At 70.7% G+C, this 15522-nt stretch carries 13 protein-coding genes; 6 read left to right on the top strand and 7 right to left on the bottom strand.

Going from position 1 to position 15522, the window contains the following annotated elements; genetic code table 11:
• Positions 1–157: 157 nt before the first annotated feature.
• From ACFWSK_RS15830 to ACFWSK_RS15820, 3 genes are all read right to left on the bottom strand, one after another.
• Positions 158–1105 (bottom strand): adhesin, encoded by a 948-nt coding sequence (locus ACFWSK_RS15830; RefSeq protein WP_383785604.1) that lies wholly within the window; start codon positions 1103–1105, stop codon positions 158–160.
• Between the two features lie 107 nt (positions 1106–1212).
• Complete coding sequence (locus ACFWSK_RS15825; protein ID WP_383785601.1) at positions 1213–3084, bottom strand: MFS transporter; 1872 nt, start codon at positions 3082–3084, stop codon at positions 1213–1215.
• 167 nt (positions 3085–3251) lie between these two features.
• Positions 3252–5777, bottom strand: a complete 2526-nt coding sequence (locus ACFWSK_RS15820; protein ID WP_383785598.1) for a serine hydrolase — start codon at positions 5775–5777, stop codon at positions 3252–3254.
• A 194-nt stretch (positions 5778–5971) separates the two neighbouring features.
• Here ACFWSK_RS15820 and ACFWSK_RS15815 point away from each other — a divergent pair, with 194 nt between their 5' ends.
• From ACFWSK_RS15815 to ACFWSK_RS15805, 3 genes are all read left to right on the top strand, one after another.
• Positions 5972–6691 (top strand): GPP34 family phosphoprotein, encoded by a 720-nt coding sequence (locus tag ACFWSK_RS15815; protein ID WP_383785596.1) that lies wholly within the window; start codon positions 5972–5974, stop codon positions 6689–6691.
• 209 nt (positions 6692–6900) lie between these two features.
• A complete protein-coding gene (locus tag ACFWSK_RS15810) occupies positions 6901–7758 on the top strand; it encodes a helix-turn-helix domain-containing protein (protein ID WP_383785593.1) in 858 nt (285 codons plus the stop codon).
• A 224-nt stretch (positions 7759–7982) separates the two neighbouring features.
• The gene (locus tag ACFWSK_RS15805; RefSeq protein ID WP_383785590.1) at positions 7983–8189 is read left to right on the top strand and encodes a DUF397 domain-containing protein; all 207 of its coding nucleotides are present in this window, start codon (positions 7983–7985) and stop codon (positions 8187–8189) included.
• A gap of 174 nt (positions 8190–8363) precedes the next feature.
• On the opposite strand, the gene ACFWSK_RS15800 is transcribed toward ACFWSK_RS15805, so the two are convergent.
• Positions 8364–9203 carry a hypothetical protein gene (locus ACFWSK_RS15800; protein WP_383785586.1) on the bottom strand — a complete coding sequence of 280 codons (840 nt, stop codon included), beginning with the start codon at positions 9201–9203 and terminating at the stop codon, positions 8364–8366.
• Positions 9204–9282: 79 nt separating this feature from the next.
• On the opposite strand from ACFWSK_RS15800, the gene ACFWSK_RS15795 reads away from it, so the two are divergent.
• Positions 9283–10065: an SDR family oxidoreductase gene (locus ACFWSK_RS15795; protein WP_383785583.1), complete on the top strand. Its 783-nt coding sequence runs from the start codon at positions 9283–9285 to the stop codon at positions 10063–10065.
• A gap of 351 nt (positions 10066–10416) precedes the next feature.
• Positions 10417–11994: a sodium:solute symporter family protein gene (locus ACFWSK_RS15790; protein ID WP_383785581.1), complete on the top strand. Its 1578-nt coding sequence runs from the start codon at positions 10417–10419 to the stop codon at positions 11992–11994.
• A gap of 65 nt (positions 11995–12059) precedes the next feature.
• Here the strand turns inward: ACFWSK_RS15790 and ACFWSK_RS15785 are convergent, their stop codons facing one another.
• From ACFWSK_RS15785 to ACFWSK_RS15775, 3 genes are all read right to left on the bottom strand, one after another.
• Positions 12060–13175 carry an ADP-ribosylglycohydrolase family protein gene (locus tag ACFWSK_RS15785; RefSeq protein ID WP_383785579.1) on the bottom strand — a complete coding sequence of 372 codons (1116 nt, stop codon included), beginning with the start codon at positions 13173–13175 and terminating at the stop codon, positions 12060–12062.
• A gap of 213 nt (positions 13176–13388) precedes the next feature.
• Complete coding sequence (locus ACFWSK_RS15780) at positions 13389–13862, bottom strand: carboxymuconolactone decarboxylase family protein (protein WP_383785577.1); 474 nt, start codon at positions 13860–13862, stop codon at positions 13389–13391.
• A 102-nt stretch (positions 13863–13964) separates the two neighbouring features.
• Positions 13965–15068: an alkene reductase gene (locus ACFWSK_RS15775; protein ID WP_383785575.1), complete on the bottom strand. Its 1104-nt coding sequence runs from the start codon at positions 15066–15068 to the stop codon at positions 13965–13967.
• A gap of 77 nt (positions 15069–15145) precedes the next feature.
• Between ACFWSK_RS15775 and ACFWSK_RS15770 the strand changes: the two genes are divergently transcribed.
• Positions 15146–15520, top strand: coding sequence for a MerR family transcriptional regulator (locus ACFWSK_RS15770; protein WP_383785572.1), 375 nt, complete (start codon positions 15146–15148; stop codon positions 15518–15520).
• The last annotated feature ends 2 nt before the right edge of the window (positions 15521–15522 follow it).

Raw genomic sequence — 15522 nt, 5'->3', positions numbered from 1 at the left:
CCGTCGAGGCGTGCCGGCGGGGAAGCCGTGTCGTGTCGCTCATGTCCGGACCGTAGAACCCGGACGCTTCGGCGCCCGCCGAACCATGGTCCACGCGTCGGCGAAGGCGCCTCACCGACTGCCGCACACCCCGCGACCGCATCGCGCTCAGAAGACCTCAGCGGCAGGCGACCTTCACCTGGGCGGCCGCGTGATGCGCGCCCGCCAGTTCCTCGTCGCCCCAGTCGCGGCCGCGGTCGATCAACTGCACGGCGAAGGTGGCCCCCTTGACCGGGAAGCTCCGCACCTCCACCGGAGCGCCGCGGTGCTCCGGCTGGCGCACGGCGAAGCCCGTATAGGCGGAGTCCGTGTCGTCGGGGTCGGAGAGCACCCGGTAGAAGGTGGGGTCGCCGGCCACATCGCGATCCCGTTCGCCGCGCGGCACGAAGACGGTGAGCGCGCACTCCCGGAAGCCCTTGCCGAGGTGCCAGGACCAGACGGCGGTGTTGCCCCGGTCCTCGGTTGGGCTGCCGGACATCGGGACGGCACTGAACCGCCCGTCGCACGAACTGCCCGAGAAACCACCGGAGTCGACGGTGTACCAGCCCGCGTCCCCGTTCTCGAAGCGCCCGTGCTCGCGGTACTCGCCCGTCGAGCAGCCGGGCCCCGCCCACGCCGTGTAGCGGTAACGCGCCTCGTCCGGTGGCGGCTTCGGTGTCCGGGACGCGGTGGCGTCCGCCCCGGGGTTCCCTGACGGGCTCACGGAGCCGGCGGGCGGTGTCTGCGGGCCCTCGGTACCCGGGCCGATCAGGCTCGGAGCCCCGCCCACGGGATCGGGCAGGGCGTCGGCGCGGCCGGCCGACCCCGGGCGGCCCCCGGCGAACTCTTCCCGGTCCGTCGACGCGAGGAACGAGACGGCGGTGACCAGACCGCCGGCCGCCACCACGATCCCGGCCGCCAGCAGCGCCTTGCGCCGCCCCGGCAGGGTGGACATACGGCCGATCAGTGTCTCGCGGGCGATCCACGAACCGTCCCCGGCCGCCGAGCGGGCCACGGAGCCGCAGCCGGGACAGACCATGCCCGGCAGCGCGCCCCGCCGTTCATCGCCGCAGTGTTGACACCTCATGGCAGCACACCTTGCCAGGGGCGTGCGCCCGGAGGGAGACATCGTGCACGATTTACTTGCCCGATCCGCACCGCGCGGCCCGGGTCACCGCACGGGGCGGACGGGCCTCAGCCGAGTTCCTCGGGGCACGGGGTGCCCGGCCGGAACTGGTACGGGGCCGCGATCCGGTACACGCCCGGCCGGGGGGCGAGCAGTTCGGTCCACTCGTCGCCCTCCAGGTCCTCGTCCTCCTTGATCAGGCAGCCGTGCAGATTCTCGAAGGACTTCACGGCGTCCCCGCCCTCCTCCGAACGGCGCTTGGACTCCTCGGTCTCCTGCGGGCGCTCCACGGCCTTGCCCTCGTCGTCGACGAGGGCCAGCCAGGGCGAGTACGGGATCCGGATCAGTACCCGGCCCGCCTCCTGGACGCGGATGGTCAGCCTTTCGGCTCCCGCCCGCTCCACCGTCGCGGGCGGATCGGCCATCGGGGCCGGGGCGAGGACGCGGTAGAGCGTCCAGTTGGCGTCGCCCCAGATCTCCTTCAGATACGGCTGGCCCTTCGCGACCAGCGCCGCTTCCTGCTCCGCCCCGCTGGAGTCGGGCGAGCCCTCGGGCAGCACGACGTAGTGCACGGCCCAGCGGTCCAGCCACTGCCGGTAGTTCACGGCGTTCAGCGTGTCGTCGTAGAAGATCGGGTTGCGCTTCATGTCGGCCTGCCGGTTCCAGCCGCGGGCCAGATTGACGTACGGCGCGAGCGCGGACGCTTCCCGGTGGCTGCTCGCCGGCACCACTTCGACCCGGCCCCGGTCGGCCCGCGCCCGCTGGAGCTGATTGACCAGCGGGGCCAGTTCCCGGCTCCAGGAGGCGGTGGGGGCGGTACGGACGATGTCGTCGACGCCCTTGTAGCCGATCCAGAAGTTCAGTCCCGCGAAGGCCAGGACGAGGGCGTACCAGCGGCGGCTGCGCGGCGCCGTGTACGGCAGCGCGGCGAGCAGGACGACTCCGGCGAAGAGCATCGCCATGCGCGACACGTTCGAGCCGATCTGCGAATCGACCACGTACGTCAGGAGGGTCCCCACCCCGTACACGGCGGCGGCGGTGCGGACCGAGCTCCAGTCCTTCGGCACCAGCAGGAAGACGAGGACCGCGAAGAGGAACGGCAGCGACAGGGTCCCGAGCGACATCGGCTGCGTACCGGAGAACGGGAACAGCCACGAGGACAGCGCCACCACGACGACCGGCGCGAGCCCCAGTGCGTACGCGCCGGGGCGCCGCTTGTTCAGGAACAGGGCGGCCGCCACCACGCCGAGGAACAGTCCGGCGACCGGACTGCCCGCGGTGGCCAGTCCGGCGAGGGGCGCGGCGACTGCTGCCTTCGCCCACCGCTTGTACCGCCAGCGGTGCGGCCAGCAGAAGACCGCGGCGACCGCTCCCAGCGCGAACATCATGCCGAGACCAAACGTCACCCGCCCCGAGAGGGCGTTGCACAGATACGCGAAGGCCCCGGCGAGCGAGCATGCCACGGGGTTACGGACGGCCCGCACCCGCACGAGGATGAGCGCGGTGAGCGCCGCCGACACCGTGCCGACGATCATCATCGTCGTACGGACGCCGAGGAGGGACATGAGGTAGGGAGACACCACGCTGTACGAGACGGGGTGCATGCCCCCGTACCAGGCGAGGTTGTACGCGGTCCCCGGGTGGCGGCCGACGAATTCGGCCCAGGCGTCCTGGGCGGCGATGTCGCCGCCACTGTTCGCGAAGAAGAAGAACCACAGGACGTGGGTGACCGCGGCGGCCGCTGTCGCCACGGTCACGGGGTGACGGAGCAGACGCTGCCGGCGGGTCGGGGGCGGCGGGGCGGCCACGGGCTCGGGGGTACGCGGGGGAGGCAGCGGTATTCGCGTACCGCCACTGCTGCTCCTACGGCTTCCCTCGGCACCGATCTCCGCGGTGACGCGGTCCCTCGCACGGCCGGGTCTCGGCTCCGCGGTGGTCACTACGGCTCTCTCCCCGTCCTCCGCCGGCCTCGTACTTCCTCAAGGACGCCGTCCCGGGGCCCTGAGTTGCCTGGGGACGCTAACACGTACGCCGGGCAGACAGGAGGCGCCGGTTGCGGCGCCTCCTCCTCCGCTTCTCCGCGCGCTGCGCGGGCGGCCGATGCGCGTCAGCCGACGCGCGTCAGCTTGTCGCCGAAGGCCGGCTCCGTGAGATCCCCCTGGAGGGCGACGGGCGCGCTGACCTTTCCGTCACCGGTGCCGACGGTCACCATGCCGACCTCGGTACCGGCCGGCGCGGTGTGGGAGATCGCCTTGCCGCTGTCCGTGACGGACAGTTCGACCTCCAGCCCCGACCAGCCGACGGCCTTCAGGTTCTTGGTGGCGACGACGGGCGTGCTGCGCCCGAACCCGTCGTCCACGTACCCGACGACGTCACCCTTCTTCACGACGGTGGCCGAGGTGACGGCCTTCTGCGCGTCCTGGATCAGCTTGAGCCCGTTGCTCAGCGACAGCGCGAGACTGTCGTAGAGCCGGCCCGTGCCCGCCTGCTGACCCATGACGACCCCGTAGATCCGGTGCGTCTTGCCGTCCACGACCGTGTTCGCGGACCAGAGCAGGCATCCGCCCGCAGGGGTGGAGGAACCCGTCTTGACGCCGCTCACGCCGGGCTGCAGCAGGAGCGTGTTGTTGTTGTAGATCTTGGTGTCGATGCCCTTGATGTCGACCTCGGGCATGTCCACGATCTTGCGGAACACCTCGTTCTGCATGACCGCCTGGGCCAGCTTCAGCTGGTCGTCCGCGGTGGAGACGGTGGTCTTCTCCAGACCGCTCGGGTCCGTGTACGTCGTCCCGGTCATCCCGAGGTCCTTGGCCGCGTCGTTCATCTTGGCGACGAACTCGGCCTCGGTCGGGGAGTCCCAGCGTGCGAACAGGCGGGCCGCGTTGTTGCCCGACGGGATCATCAGCAGCTGGAGCAGGTCGCGCTGGCTGAGCTTCTGCCCCTTCTTGAGCGGGGCCGTCGACTCGTCCGTCAGCTTGGACTCGTCCTCCGCGCGCTGGTCCACCGTGATCGTCTCGCCCGGCTCGTCACCCTTGAGCGGGTGCTCGCGCAGGATGACGTACGCCGTCATGACCTTCGCGACGCTGGCGATCGGAGCGGGCTTCTGCGCCCCTTCGGAACCGAGCGAACCCACACCGTCGACGATCACGGCGGACTGCCCCTGGCCGGGCCAGGAGAGGTCCAGCGCGTCGCCCTGGAAGGTGTACGTCGGCTCCGCCGTCAGCCTGAGTTCGGGGGTCGGCAGCGGGCGCACCATCTGCGCGATCGCAAAGATGATCACCGCGAGCAGGAGCAGCGGGGTCCAGATCTTGACCCTGCGGACCGCGGTGCGGACCGGGGTCTCCTCCGGCGGAGGAGTGTTCGTCAGCTCGGCGAGCAGGTCGAGCGGCGGCTTGGGCGGCAACGGCTGCTGCCTGGTCCGCTCGGCGCCGCTGAGCGCCGGGGCGGGAGCCCCGTCGGCCACCGGCGAGGCGGCCCAGCTGGGCGTCGCGGGCCGTCCGGGACCGACGCCGCGGCCCGGCGTGACGTCCGGGGTGACCGTCGGCCCGATGGCGGGAGCGGCGGCCGGACGCACGTCGTCGGAGCGCAGCGGGACGAAGGTGCTGGTCCGCTCGGCGGCCGTCTCCGGCTTCGGCTTCGCCGGGGGGATCTTCAGCGCGGTCGTCGGCTGGTCGACCCGGGCGGGCCTGACCGCCTTGAAGACGGCCGTGGGCTGATCGACTCCGCGCTGATCATCTACGGGGTCGCCGGGCTCGGTGCCGGACTCGGCGTCGGACTCTCCGGACTCGCCGGGGCCGGTGGACTTCGCCGGAGCGTCGTCGTCGGCGGACTCGGACGGCTCGGTGGACTCGGTGGACGCCGCGGGCTTCGGCAGCTCCGCGTCCTTGGCCCCCTCTGCGGGCTCGGCGGGCTCGGCGGGCTCGGCGGGCTCGGCGTCGTCGATGTCGTCAGGCTCCGAGGGGCCGTCGGATTCGGCGGCAGCGGCAGCGGCCCCGGACGGCTTGGACGGCCCAGCCGGCTCGGCAGGCGTGGCCGAATCCGTCGGCTCGGCGGCATCCGCAGCCGTGGCCGGCGCAGCGGGCTCCTCGGACGCGGCCGGCTCCGCCGGTTCCGCGCGGGTCTTCGGGACCCGGGGCACGTCCGCGGCCGCAGCATCAGCCACACCCTCGGCCTCGGCGTCACCGTCGTCGTCGCCGGAAGCCGTGCCGCCGTCCTCGTCGTCGCCGCTCGCGACCCACGCCGCGACCGCCGCACGCAACCGCGCGTCACCCGGCTCGGCGTCCGCGCCAGGCTCGGCGTCCGGTTCCGCACCGGCCTCCGGCTCCGCGTCCGCCTCAGCCGTCACCGCAGCCTCAGCGGCCCCATCGGCACCGGAGGGCTCCCCGGCCCCGCCGGACGGCGGGGAGCCCTTCTCGGGGCCGTCCACGGCGTCTCCCGGGCCCGCGGAACCCCCCGCGGGGCTCTCCGCGGCGTCGTCCGCGGCGTCCTTGGGGGCCTGCGTACGAAAGACCGCTGTCGCGTTGTCGGTCGAAGCGGCCGGTTCTCGGAACACGGCAAGCCGCGGATCACGTTCCTCCGCAGCCGTCCCCGACGACTTCCGCTGCTCCGACTTGTCGGGGGACTCGCCCGCCACCGATGCCTCCTCCATGCGCTGCGGGGGCAACCCCGCGCTGTCCGAACCATCTACCAGTGTCCTGTGTGAACCCCTGGCCGGGCTGCTAGACGAGAACGACATACCTACTGGTTCCCATGCAAAGCACCCAGGCGCTCTCGACAGACCAATGTGAGAGGGGTCACCCTGTCACTCATCCACGCGGGGAGGCATGGATGGGCAGGAGCCGCAGAACAATTCCGGAGGAGCTTCTGCTGCTCGCTCTGGACCCGACCACGGGTACCACAGCGCAGCCGCAGTCGCTCGACCTCGGCCTCGCCGGAGCACAGCTAGTGGAGCTGGCTCTGGCAGGACGGATAGCCCCTGACGGGGATCGTATCGCCGTGGTGATGCCACGGCCGACAGGAGATCCGACTCTGGACTCCGCACTGGAACTGCTGCGCCGACGCGGCAGCCCGGTCCGGGCCGTCCACTGGATTGGCGGGCCCCGGCTGGGGCTGCGCCAGATCTACCTCGCTCATCTGGAGCGGTGCGGCATGGTGCATGCCGTAGCGGGCCAGATGTGCGGAGTGCTGCCGACGACTCGCTACCAAGCGACGGACACGGCGATCAGCCGGGACATCAGAAACCGGCTGGACAGTGCGATCCGCACCGGCGTACCGCCGGACCCGCGGACCGCGGCGCTCGCCGCACTGGCCCACGCGGTCGGACTCGGCAAGCACCTGTACCCCGGGAACGAGGGGCGCTCATCGCGCTCCCGGCTCCGGGACCTGATCAGACACGACCCCATGGGCGGACTCGTGGCGCATGCCGTGATGGACGTCCAGAACGGCGTGGCCGTACAGCCACGCCGTAATCAGCAGGCGGCAGGCGTGCCGTTGCAGCCCGGGGCGCAAGCGCGCCGCGGCAGCATGGCGCACACCTCCGTCCACTGACCGCGCAGACGACCGCGCGGAGAACCGCATACCGCCGCACCGACGTCCCCAAAGACCCGGTTCGGGAGCCGCACCACGCGCGGGGCAGCCGGGTCCACCGGCTGCCCCGCGCGCCTGCGTGTGGCCATTTCCCAGCGCGCCCATGGTCATGGGTGGCAATCTGCTGAGCAGTAGATACGCACAGCTACATAGCCGGAGGTGCACTTTCCGTGCCGTCCAACGTCAATCCCACCGTCAGGCGACGCCGGTTGGGCCAGGAACTGCGCCGCCTGCGCGAGATCAAGGGCATGACGGCCGAGGAGGTGGCGGAGCGCCTGCTGGTCTCGCAGTCGAAGATCAGCCGCCTGGAGAACGGCCGCCGCTCCATCAGCCAGCGTGACGTCCGCGACCTCTGCGGGGTGTACGAGGTCGAGGACCACCGCGTCGTCGACTCGCTCATGCAGATGGCCAAGGACTCCCGTCAGCAGGGCTGGTGGCATGCCTTCGGAGACATCCCGTACAGCGTCTACATCGGGCTGGAGACCGATGCGGAGTCCCTGCGGGTGTACGAGCCCCAGGTCGTACCCGGCCTGCTGCAGACCCGGCAGTACGCCGAGGCGCTGATCAACGGCGCGCTGCCGGAATCCGCTCCTTCGGACATCGAGAAGCGGGTGAGCGTCCGCGCCCGCCGCCAGGACCGGATCAACGCGGCGGAGCATCCGCTGCGCCTCTGGGCCGTCATCGACGAGTCCGCGCTGCACCGGATGGTCGGCGGCAAGCAGGTGATGACCGACCAGCTGGAGCACCTCATCGAGCAGTCGAACCTGCCGCACGTGACCGTGCAGGTACTGCCGTTCAGCATGGGTGCGCACCCCGGCATCAACGGGCAGTACGCCATTCTGGAATTCCCGGATGCCGCGGACTCCAGCGTGGTCTACATCGAGGGCGTCACCAGCGACCTGTACCTGGAGAAAGCCAATGATGTGCAGCGATACAGCGTCATGTACGAGCACTTGCGGGCACAGGCGCTGAACGTGGAACAGACCAGGGAGTTCATCAGCGGGATCGCCAAGGGGTACACCAGCTGATTCCAGTCACCCCATGACGTCTGTTTTGCGAGAAATGCAGCGATGTCCGCCGAGAGGTGGCGGCACACTACACCGCCGCCACCTCTCGGCGGAAGACTCACAGGGGATATGCCATCCGGTCGAGTGAATGGCCCCGCCACGCGGCGAAGTTGACGAGTAGCGTCGATCACGCCAACAGGAACGCGGATTGTTCCGCTCGCACAACTCTCTGAACCGGAGTGAAAATGGCTATTCTTCAGGGCGCTACGGACATGTGGACCAAGTCCTCGTACTCGGGCGGCAACGGCGCGTGCGTCGAGGTCAAGTCCCCGCTTACGCAGGCCATTGCCGTGCGTGACTCGAAGGCACCCGAGGGTCCCTCGCTCACCTTCGTGTCCGGCGCGTGGAATGCCTTCGTGCGGGATGTCGCGACGGGCGCTGCCGACGCCTGACCGGTGCTGCCCGCAGGACACAGGCGCACCACCGACTGGAGCCCTCTCGACTGGCCCGCCGTCCTGGCCGAGGGGGCTCGACCCGAACCGACCGACCGCCGGCCCGCCTGACGGCGCCGGCGCAAGGCCAGTACGTGGTCGACCCAGACGCAGTGCAGAGGACCGCAGCACCGGTCACCGCAACTGATCGACGTACCGGTCCGTCCCGGGCACGGTAGGAATGAACGGTGCCGCCAGTTCGACCCGCCCCAGGCCTGATGCGGCGACCGCCCCGTCGAGCCCCGTGAAGTGCTTCGTCCAGCAAGCACGCGGGTCCTCCTGGAGAAACCACAGCAGGGTCAGCCGGGTATCCACTCCCTCGACCTGCTTCACATAGGCCATCCGGTCGCCGGGCAGCGGTGTGGGCCGGAAGACCGTGACCATCGCCGCCGGTGACCCGGCGAGCCGCTCCGGCAGATGCCGTGAGCGCAGCCACTCCAGCAGCTCCGCACGCCGCTCCGGACCGTCGGCGTCGACGACCTGGAGCACGAGCCCCGCGTACGGGTGGTCGAGCGCGTGGAAGTCCCGCGGGCCCGCGGCCCCGTCGCGGTAGACGGTCGCCTCGTGGTCCTGGAACGCCGTGAAGACGTGGGTGCGGTCCTGGTGGACCCGGCCGTCCCGGTTGAGCCGCTTGTTGATCCCGACGGTCCACTTCATGTGGTCGTCGTAACGCCCGTCCGTCACCCAGTACGTGGAGAGATAGCACCCGGCGCCGACCGGCTGCGCCACCGCGGACTTCTCCGGGTAGCGCAGTTCCTGGAGCTCCCGCGTGGCCACCCAGCGCCGGCCCGCCGGCATCCAGGGCATCGCCATCGCGCCGGCATAGTAATGATCGTCCTCGTACCAGCGGTTGTACGCGTACTCGTGCCCCGGATGCGGCTCGACCATGGTGATCAGCGCGTGCCCGGGGTGGACTCCGTACGGTCCCACCGCCGCCAGCTCCGCGTACAGGTCGCTCCGGGTCTCCTCGCTCATGCCGTGCCCCTTCCGTGCTTCGCTCCGGCGCCCTACTCTGACGCCCCGTCAGAAGAACTGCCAGAGCCGGGAGGCGCCGATGTTGCTCGCGGGGAAGACCGTCATCGTGTCGGGCGTCGGCGCCGGGCTCGGGCACCAGGTCGCGGCGGCCGTCGTACGGGAAGGGGGCCGCGCGGTCCTCGGTGCGCGTACGGCGGCGAATCTCGCCAGGACGGCCGCCGAGATCGATCCGGAGGGCCGGAACACGGCCTGCCTGCCGACCGACATCACCGACGAGGACCGGTGCGAGGCGCTCGCCGCGCTCGCGCTCGCCCGGTTCGGGGGGATCGACGCGGTGGTCCATGTGGCCGCCCTGGACCGCCACTTCGGCGGCCTGGAGGATGCCGACTTCGCCGCCTGGCAGTCGGTGCTCGACGTCAATCTGCTCGGGACGCTGCGGATGACGAGGGCCTGCCTGCCCGCCCTGAAGGAGGGTGGCGGCTCGGTGGTCATCATCGGCACGCAGTCCTCGGTGGCCGCCCCGACACAGGTGCGGCAGGCGGCGTACGCGGCCTCGAAGGGCGCGCTCACCTCCGCGATGTACTCACTGGCGCAGGAACTGGGGCCGCACCGGATACGGGTGAACACGGTGCTGCCCGGCTGGATGTGGGGGCCGCCGGTGCGGGCGTACGTGAAGTTCGCCGCGCACACCGACGGCGTACCGGAGGAGGAGGTGCTGGCCGGGCTGACCGCACGGATGGCACTGCCCGAACCCGCCACCGACGGGGACGTGGCGGAGGCCGTGGTGTTCCTGGCCTCCGACCGGGCCCGGTCGATCACCGGGCAGTCGCTTCTGGTCAACGCCGGCGAGCTGATGCGCTGACGGCAGGGACAGATCTCCTCCTTGCTCGGCCGCACGGGACCCGCATCCCGTGCGGTCTTGTCGTACCTGTGTCACCCAGGGCGGGCTTCCGGTCTCTGCACAGCCTGACGAAGTGCCCGCCCATCGTGTGGCCGCTGTCACGTTCGCGACAACGCCCCACAAGGTCAAGAACAAGCAAAATCGTTCGACTTACTGATTCCCGTTCACATCCCTGACCGAGGAATGTCTTGACCGGGGGCCCGAACAGGCGGTTCAATCCCCGAAGTCCCCGCTCCCGCACGGGGTCACCGCTGAGCGGCCGTACTGACGAAGTGCGTACCCGTTCACAAGGCGGACCCCTGGAGGGGGCACATGAACAGTCTCGACTGGGCCGTGCTCATCGGCTACTTCGGTGTGATGGTCGCGATCGGACTCTGGTCGCACAAGCGCGTGGACAACGTCAGCGACTTCTTCACGGCCGGCGGCAAGATGCCGTGGTGGCTCTCGGGCATCTCGCACCACATGTCCGGCTACAGCGCGGTGATGTTCACCGGTTACGCCGGTATCGCGTACCAGTACGGCGTCACGTCCTTCGTGACCTGGTCGCTGCCGATCGCCATCGGCATCGGCATCGGCGCCAAACTCTTCGCGCCCCGGCTCAACCGGCTGCGCTCGCGACTGCACGTCGCGTCCCCGCTCGAATACCTCAAGAACCGCTACAACATCCAGACCCAGCAGGCACTGGCCTGGTCCGGGCTGCTTCTGAAGATCGTCGACGTCGGCGCCAAGTGGGCGGCCATCGCCACGCTGCTCTCCGTCTTCACCGGCATCACCCTCACCCAGGGCATCTTCATCACCGGTGCCATCACTGCCGTCTACTGCACGGTCGGCGGGCTGTGGGCCGACGCGCTCACCGAGCTGGGCCAGTTCATCATCCAGCTCTTCGCGGGTCTCGCGATGCTGATCATCGTCCTGAAGGAACTGGGCGGCATCAGCTCGCTGTGGACGGTCTGGGACGAGCTGCCCGAGGGGCACACGGACCCGACGGCCGGCCCGTACACGGTGACTTTCCTGCTGGCGTACCTGTTCATCAAGACCTTCGAGTACAACGGCGGCATGTGGAACCAGGCCCAGCGCTACATGGCCACGGACTCCCCGCGTTCCGCCACCCGTTCGGCCCGGCTCTCCGCGATCCTGTGGCTGGTCTGGCCGGTCGTCCTCTTCTTCCCGATGTGGGTAGCCCCGCTGCTCGTCGACGCGAAGAAGCCGGACGCCTCGGACTCGTACGCCCTGATGACCGAGCAACTGCTGCCGCACGGTCTGCTGGGCCTGGTGGTCGTCGGGTTCTTCTCGCACACGATGGCCATGTGTTCCTCGGACGCCAACGCCATCGCGGCGGTGTTCACCCGCGACATCGCACCGGTCTTCTCCAAGGCGGCGCGCTCCTGGAGCAATCGCAGCGGTCTGCTGGCGGCGCGGCTCTCCACGCTCGCCTTCCTCGGCCTGTCGATGGCACTGGCGACGCAGATCAACTCGCCCACGTTCAAGGACATCATCTCGGTCGTCATCAAGTGGGTGGCCGGTCTGATGGGCCCGATCGCGATCCCGTTCATGCTGGGTCTGCTGCGCGGGTTCCGGAAGTCGGGGCCGACCGCGGCGCTCACCAGCTGGGCCGCGGGGCTGCTCGCGTTCTTCTTCACCAACTACAACCTCGACGGTTCGGTGAAGACGGATGTGGCGCTCCAGTACCAGGTGGCCCTGCCGCTGGCGATCTCGCTCGTGCTCTACATCGTCATCGGCTTCATCAAGCCGGAGGACACCCCGGAGCGCGACGCGATCATCGAGCGGATCAACACGGACGGCGACGACGGGGGCACGGCCGGCGGAGCGGGGATTCCCGCGCAGGCCGGGCCCGCGGACCCGGTGCTCCGTGAGGGCGTGAAGGACTGACCTTCGTACGACCTGACGGGGGTGGCGGGCCGGGGGGTCGGCCACCCCCGTTCCCGTGCCCGCGCTCATCCCCGCGGGTAGCGGGCCAGCCAGCCGGCGGCGACGGCGGTCGGGCTGTGCAGGGCGGGGCCCTGGGTCATCTCCATCGCGAAGTCGTCGGCCAGTTCGAGGAGGGTGGACCGGCCTTCCAGTTCGGCGAGCCAGGCGGGCGGCAGGGCGGTCTCGCCGTGCAGTGCGCCGAGCAGGGCTCCGCAGACCGCCCCGGTGGCCGCGGAGGGGCCTCCGTGGTTCACGGCGAGGCGCAGCCCGTGGCGGACGTCCTCGCCGACCAGAGCGCAGTACAGGGCCACGGCGAGGACCTCCTCGGCGGAGTCCGTGGCGCCCAGTGCCTCGATGAGGGCCGGGCCCGGGATGCCCTGGCGTACGGAGCCGAGGGCCCGCTTGAGGGCCTCGGTGACCGGTTCCTGGCCCGGGCGCCCGGCGAGCAGGGCAAGGGCGTGCTGCACGGAGCCGTCCAGCGTCTCGCCGCGGGCCAGTCCGTGCACCATGACGGCGAAGGCTCCGGCGGCGAGCTGAGCGGTGGCGTGGCCGTGCGTCTGGGCCGCGCACTCGACGGCCAGCTGGAGGACGAGCTGCGGCTCCCAGCCGACCAGGAGGCCGAAGGGTGCGGAGCGGGTGAGGGCGGCGGAGTCCCGTGCGGAGGGGTTCTTCGGCTGGTCGAGGGTGCCCATCACGGTGTCGCCGAAGCCGATGAGGCATTCGCGCGCGGGAGCGCGGCGGGTGTAGAGCCACTCCTCGCGGGCGAGCCAGCCGTCTCCCGCACGGCGTTCGTCGGGGCCCCAGTCGCGCTGGGTCGCGGCCCAGCGCAGATGGGCGCGGTGCACGTCGGTGGGCGGGTGCCAGGCGCCGGTGTCACGGCGGACCTGGGCGCGGATCAGCCCGTCGACGGTGAACAGGGTGAGCTGTGTGACGGCGGTGACGGCGCCGCGTCTGCCGTGCGCGGGTACGAGGTCGGTGACCGCTTCGGAGCCGTGGGCCTCGCGGATCTGTTCCAGCGTCAGCTCCGTGACGCCCGCGCCGAGCGCGTCACCGATGGCGCCGCCGAGCAGGGCGCCGCGTACCCGGCTGCGGAAGTCCTGCTGTTCGGCACGGCCCCAGACAGCTGTGGTCCCTGTGCTCACCGTGCCCCTTCCCTCCGAATACCGGCCTGCGACTGCGCAAGCACTGTAATCGAACGGGAAGGGCCGGATCAGGGCCGGAACGGTATGTACGGAGTAGCTCGCGAGAGCACTTTTGAACGGCATTCCTCACGGTTTTCCGGAGTGGGTGCCGGGTGCGGCCGGGGCGGTATCCGCCGCCCCGGCCGGGCACTTCCCGGTATCCGGTCCGGCCCTTTATCCGAACTGGCCCACCTTGTAGTCGCCGGCGGGCTGCTGAATGATGACGTTCAGCCGGTTGTAGGCGTTGATGACGGCGATAAGGGACACCAGGGCGACGAGCTGGCTCTCGTCGTAGTACTTGGCGGCATTCGCCCAGACCTCGTCCGGGACGCCTCCGGCGGCGTCGGCGATACGGGTGCCCTGCTCCGTGAGTTCCAGTGCGGCACGCTCGGCGTCGGTGAACACCGTGGCCTCCCGCCAGACCGAGATCAGGTGGAGTCGCGTCGAGGTCTCCCCCTGGTGCGCGGCGTCCTTGGTGTGCATGTCGGTGCAGAAGCCGCAGCCGTTGATCTGGCTGGCGCGGATCTTCACCAGCTCCTGCGTGGTGGCCGGCAGTCCCGATTCCGTGACCGCCTTCCCCGCCATGTTGAAGTGCTTCATGAGGGCGGTGGCGACCGGGTTGGCGAAGACGTTCAGTCGAGCGTTCATGAGGAACTCCTGGGTGCCGTGGCTGGTGGTCGTACCTCCTTGACGGACGTGCCCGGCACGATGTGACACGAGTGACCGCGAGACGACGGAATGTGACACGGGTCACCTGACGGCGGGCAGGGCGGGGTAGTCCGTGTAGCCCGTCTCCCCGCCGACGTACATCAGGTACGCGTCCCGCACCTGGTTCATCGGGGCGCCGGTGCGCATGCGGTGGATCAGGTCCGGATTGGCGAGGAAGGGGCGGCCCAGGGCGATCAGGTCGGCTCCGGCGGCCAGGAGGCGCTCGCCGTGGCCGATACCGCCGTCGTCCGGGATGCGGCCGGCGGGCAGCACGGGGTTGGCGATCAGCGTGCCCGGCCAGTCCTTCCGGATCTGCTGGTAGACGGGCTGGTCCGGGTCGGCGTGCACCAGGTGGACATAGGCGAGTCCGCTGCCGGCGAGCGCGGCGACGAGTGCCCGGTAGATCTCCTCGGTGTCGCCCTCCTCGATGCCGTTGACCGTGTTCCCGGGCGAGAGGCGCAGGCCGACGCGGTCGGCACCGATCGCGTCGGCGACGGCCTCGACCACCTCGGTGACGAAGCGGATGCGGCCGGCCATGGAGCCGCCGTAGGCGTCGGTGCGCCGGTTGGTCCCCTGGGCCAGGAACTGGTGCAGGAGGTGGCCGTTCGCGCTGTGCACCTCGACGCCTTCGAAGCCCGCCTCGATCGCGTTGCGCGCGGCGGAGGCGAAGTCCGCCACGGTGTCCCCGATGTCCTCGACGGTCATCTCGCGGGGGACGACCGAGGGCCGGCGCCCGGCCGGGGTGTGGATCGTCTCGGGGAGCGGGACGGGCGAGGGGGCGACGGGCGTCAGCCCGCTGGTGTCGGGATGGCCGACGCGCCCGCCGTGCTGGATCTGGAGGAACATCCGGCCGCCCGCCGCCCGGACGGCGTCGGTCACGCGGCGCCAGCCCGCGACATGGGCCGGGCTGTGGATCGCGGTGATGTTCGGGTACGTCTGGCCCACGGCGTTCGGCGTGGACGCCTCCGCGATGATCAGCCCGGCGGAGGCACGCTGGGCGTAGTACGTGGCCATGAGCGGGGTCGGTACGCCGTCGGCCGTGGCCCGGTTCCGGGTCAGCGGGGCCATCACGAGGCGGTGGGGCAGGGTGAGGGAGCCGAGACCGGCCGGTTCGAAGAGCTTCGGGGAAGCGGATGCGTTCGTCATGCCGTCACGGTAAGAATTGACACCGGTGTCAGGTTCAAGTCCGAGACGGCGTTACGTCCGAGAAGGCGAGGAATCGCATGCGGATCGGCGAGCTGGCCAGGCGTACGGGAGTGAGCGAGCGCTCCCTGCGCTACTACGAGACCCAGGGGCTGCTGACGGCCGGCCGCACCCCCGGCGGCCACCGGGACTACCCGGAGGGCGCGGTCGACCGGGTGATCCGCATCCAGGAGTTCTACGCGGCCGGGCTGTGCAGCTCGAAGATCGCCCAGCTGCTGCCCTGCGTACGGGACGCGGACGGCGGCCCGTCCGAGGTCGCCACCCCGCGACTGGTCGGCGACCTCACCGTGGAGCGCGACCGCATCGACCGGAGGATCGGCGACCTGCTGCGGTCCCGGGAGGTGCTGGACGACGTGATCGCCACGGCGTCCGGAGAGGTCCCGGCCGAGCACTGAAC

The sequence above is a fragment of the Streptomyces sp. NPDC058620 genome, from assembly GCF_042717135.1.
GTDB lineage: Bacteria > Actinomycetota > Actinomycetes > Streptomycetales > Streptomycetaceae > Streptomyces.
This window is presented reverse-complemented; position numbering and strand designations above follow the sequence as displayed.

Coding starts and splice junctions, on each gene's coding strand:
- ACFWSK_RS15830 (WP_383785604.1), bottom strand. CDS start 1,105: ATGAGGTGTCAACACTGCGGCGATGAACGGCGGGGCGCGCTGCCGGGC.
- ACFWSK_RS15815 (WP_383785596.1), top strand. CDS start 5,972: ATGGGCAGGAGCCGCAGAACAATTCCGGAGGAGCTTCTGCTGCTCGCT.
- ACFWSK_RS15805 (WP_383785590.1), top strand. CDS start 7,983: ATGGCTATTCTTCAGGGCGCTACGGACATGTGGACCAAGTCCTCGTAC.
- ACFWSK_RS15800 (WP_383785586.1), bottom strand. CDS start 9,203: ATGAGCGAGGAGACCCGGAGCGACCTGTACGCGGAGCTGGCGGCGGTG.
- ACFWSK_RS15795 (WP_383785583.1), top strand. CDS start 9,283: ATGTTGCTCGCGGGGAAGACCGTCATCGTGTCGGGCGTCGGCGCCGGG.
- ACFWSK_RS15790 (WP_383785581.1), top strand. CDS start 10,417: ATGAACAGTCTCGACTGGGCCGTGCTCATCGGCTACTTCGGTGTGATG.
- ACFWSK_RS15780 (WP_383785577.1), bottom strand. CDS start 13,862: ATGAACGCTCGACTGAACGTCTTCGCCAACCCGGTCGCCACCGCCCTC.
- ACFWSK_RS15775 (WP_383785575.1), bottom strand. CDS start 15,068: ATGACGAACGCATCCGCTTCCCCGAAGCTCTTCGAACCGGCCGGTCTC.
- ACFWSK_RS15770 (WP_383785572.1), top strand. CDS start 15,146: ATGCGGATCGGCGAGCTGGCCAGGCGTACGGGAGTGAGCGAGCGCTCC.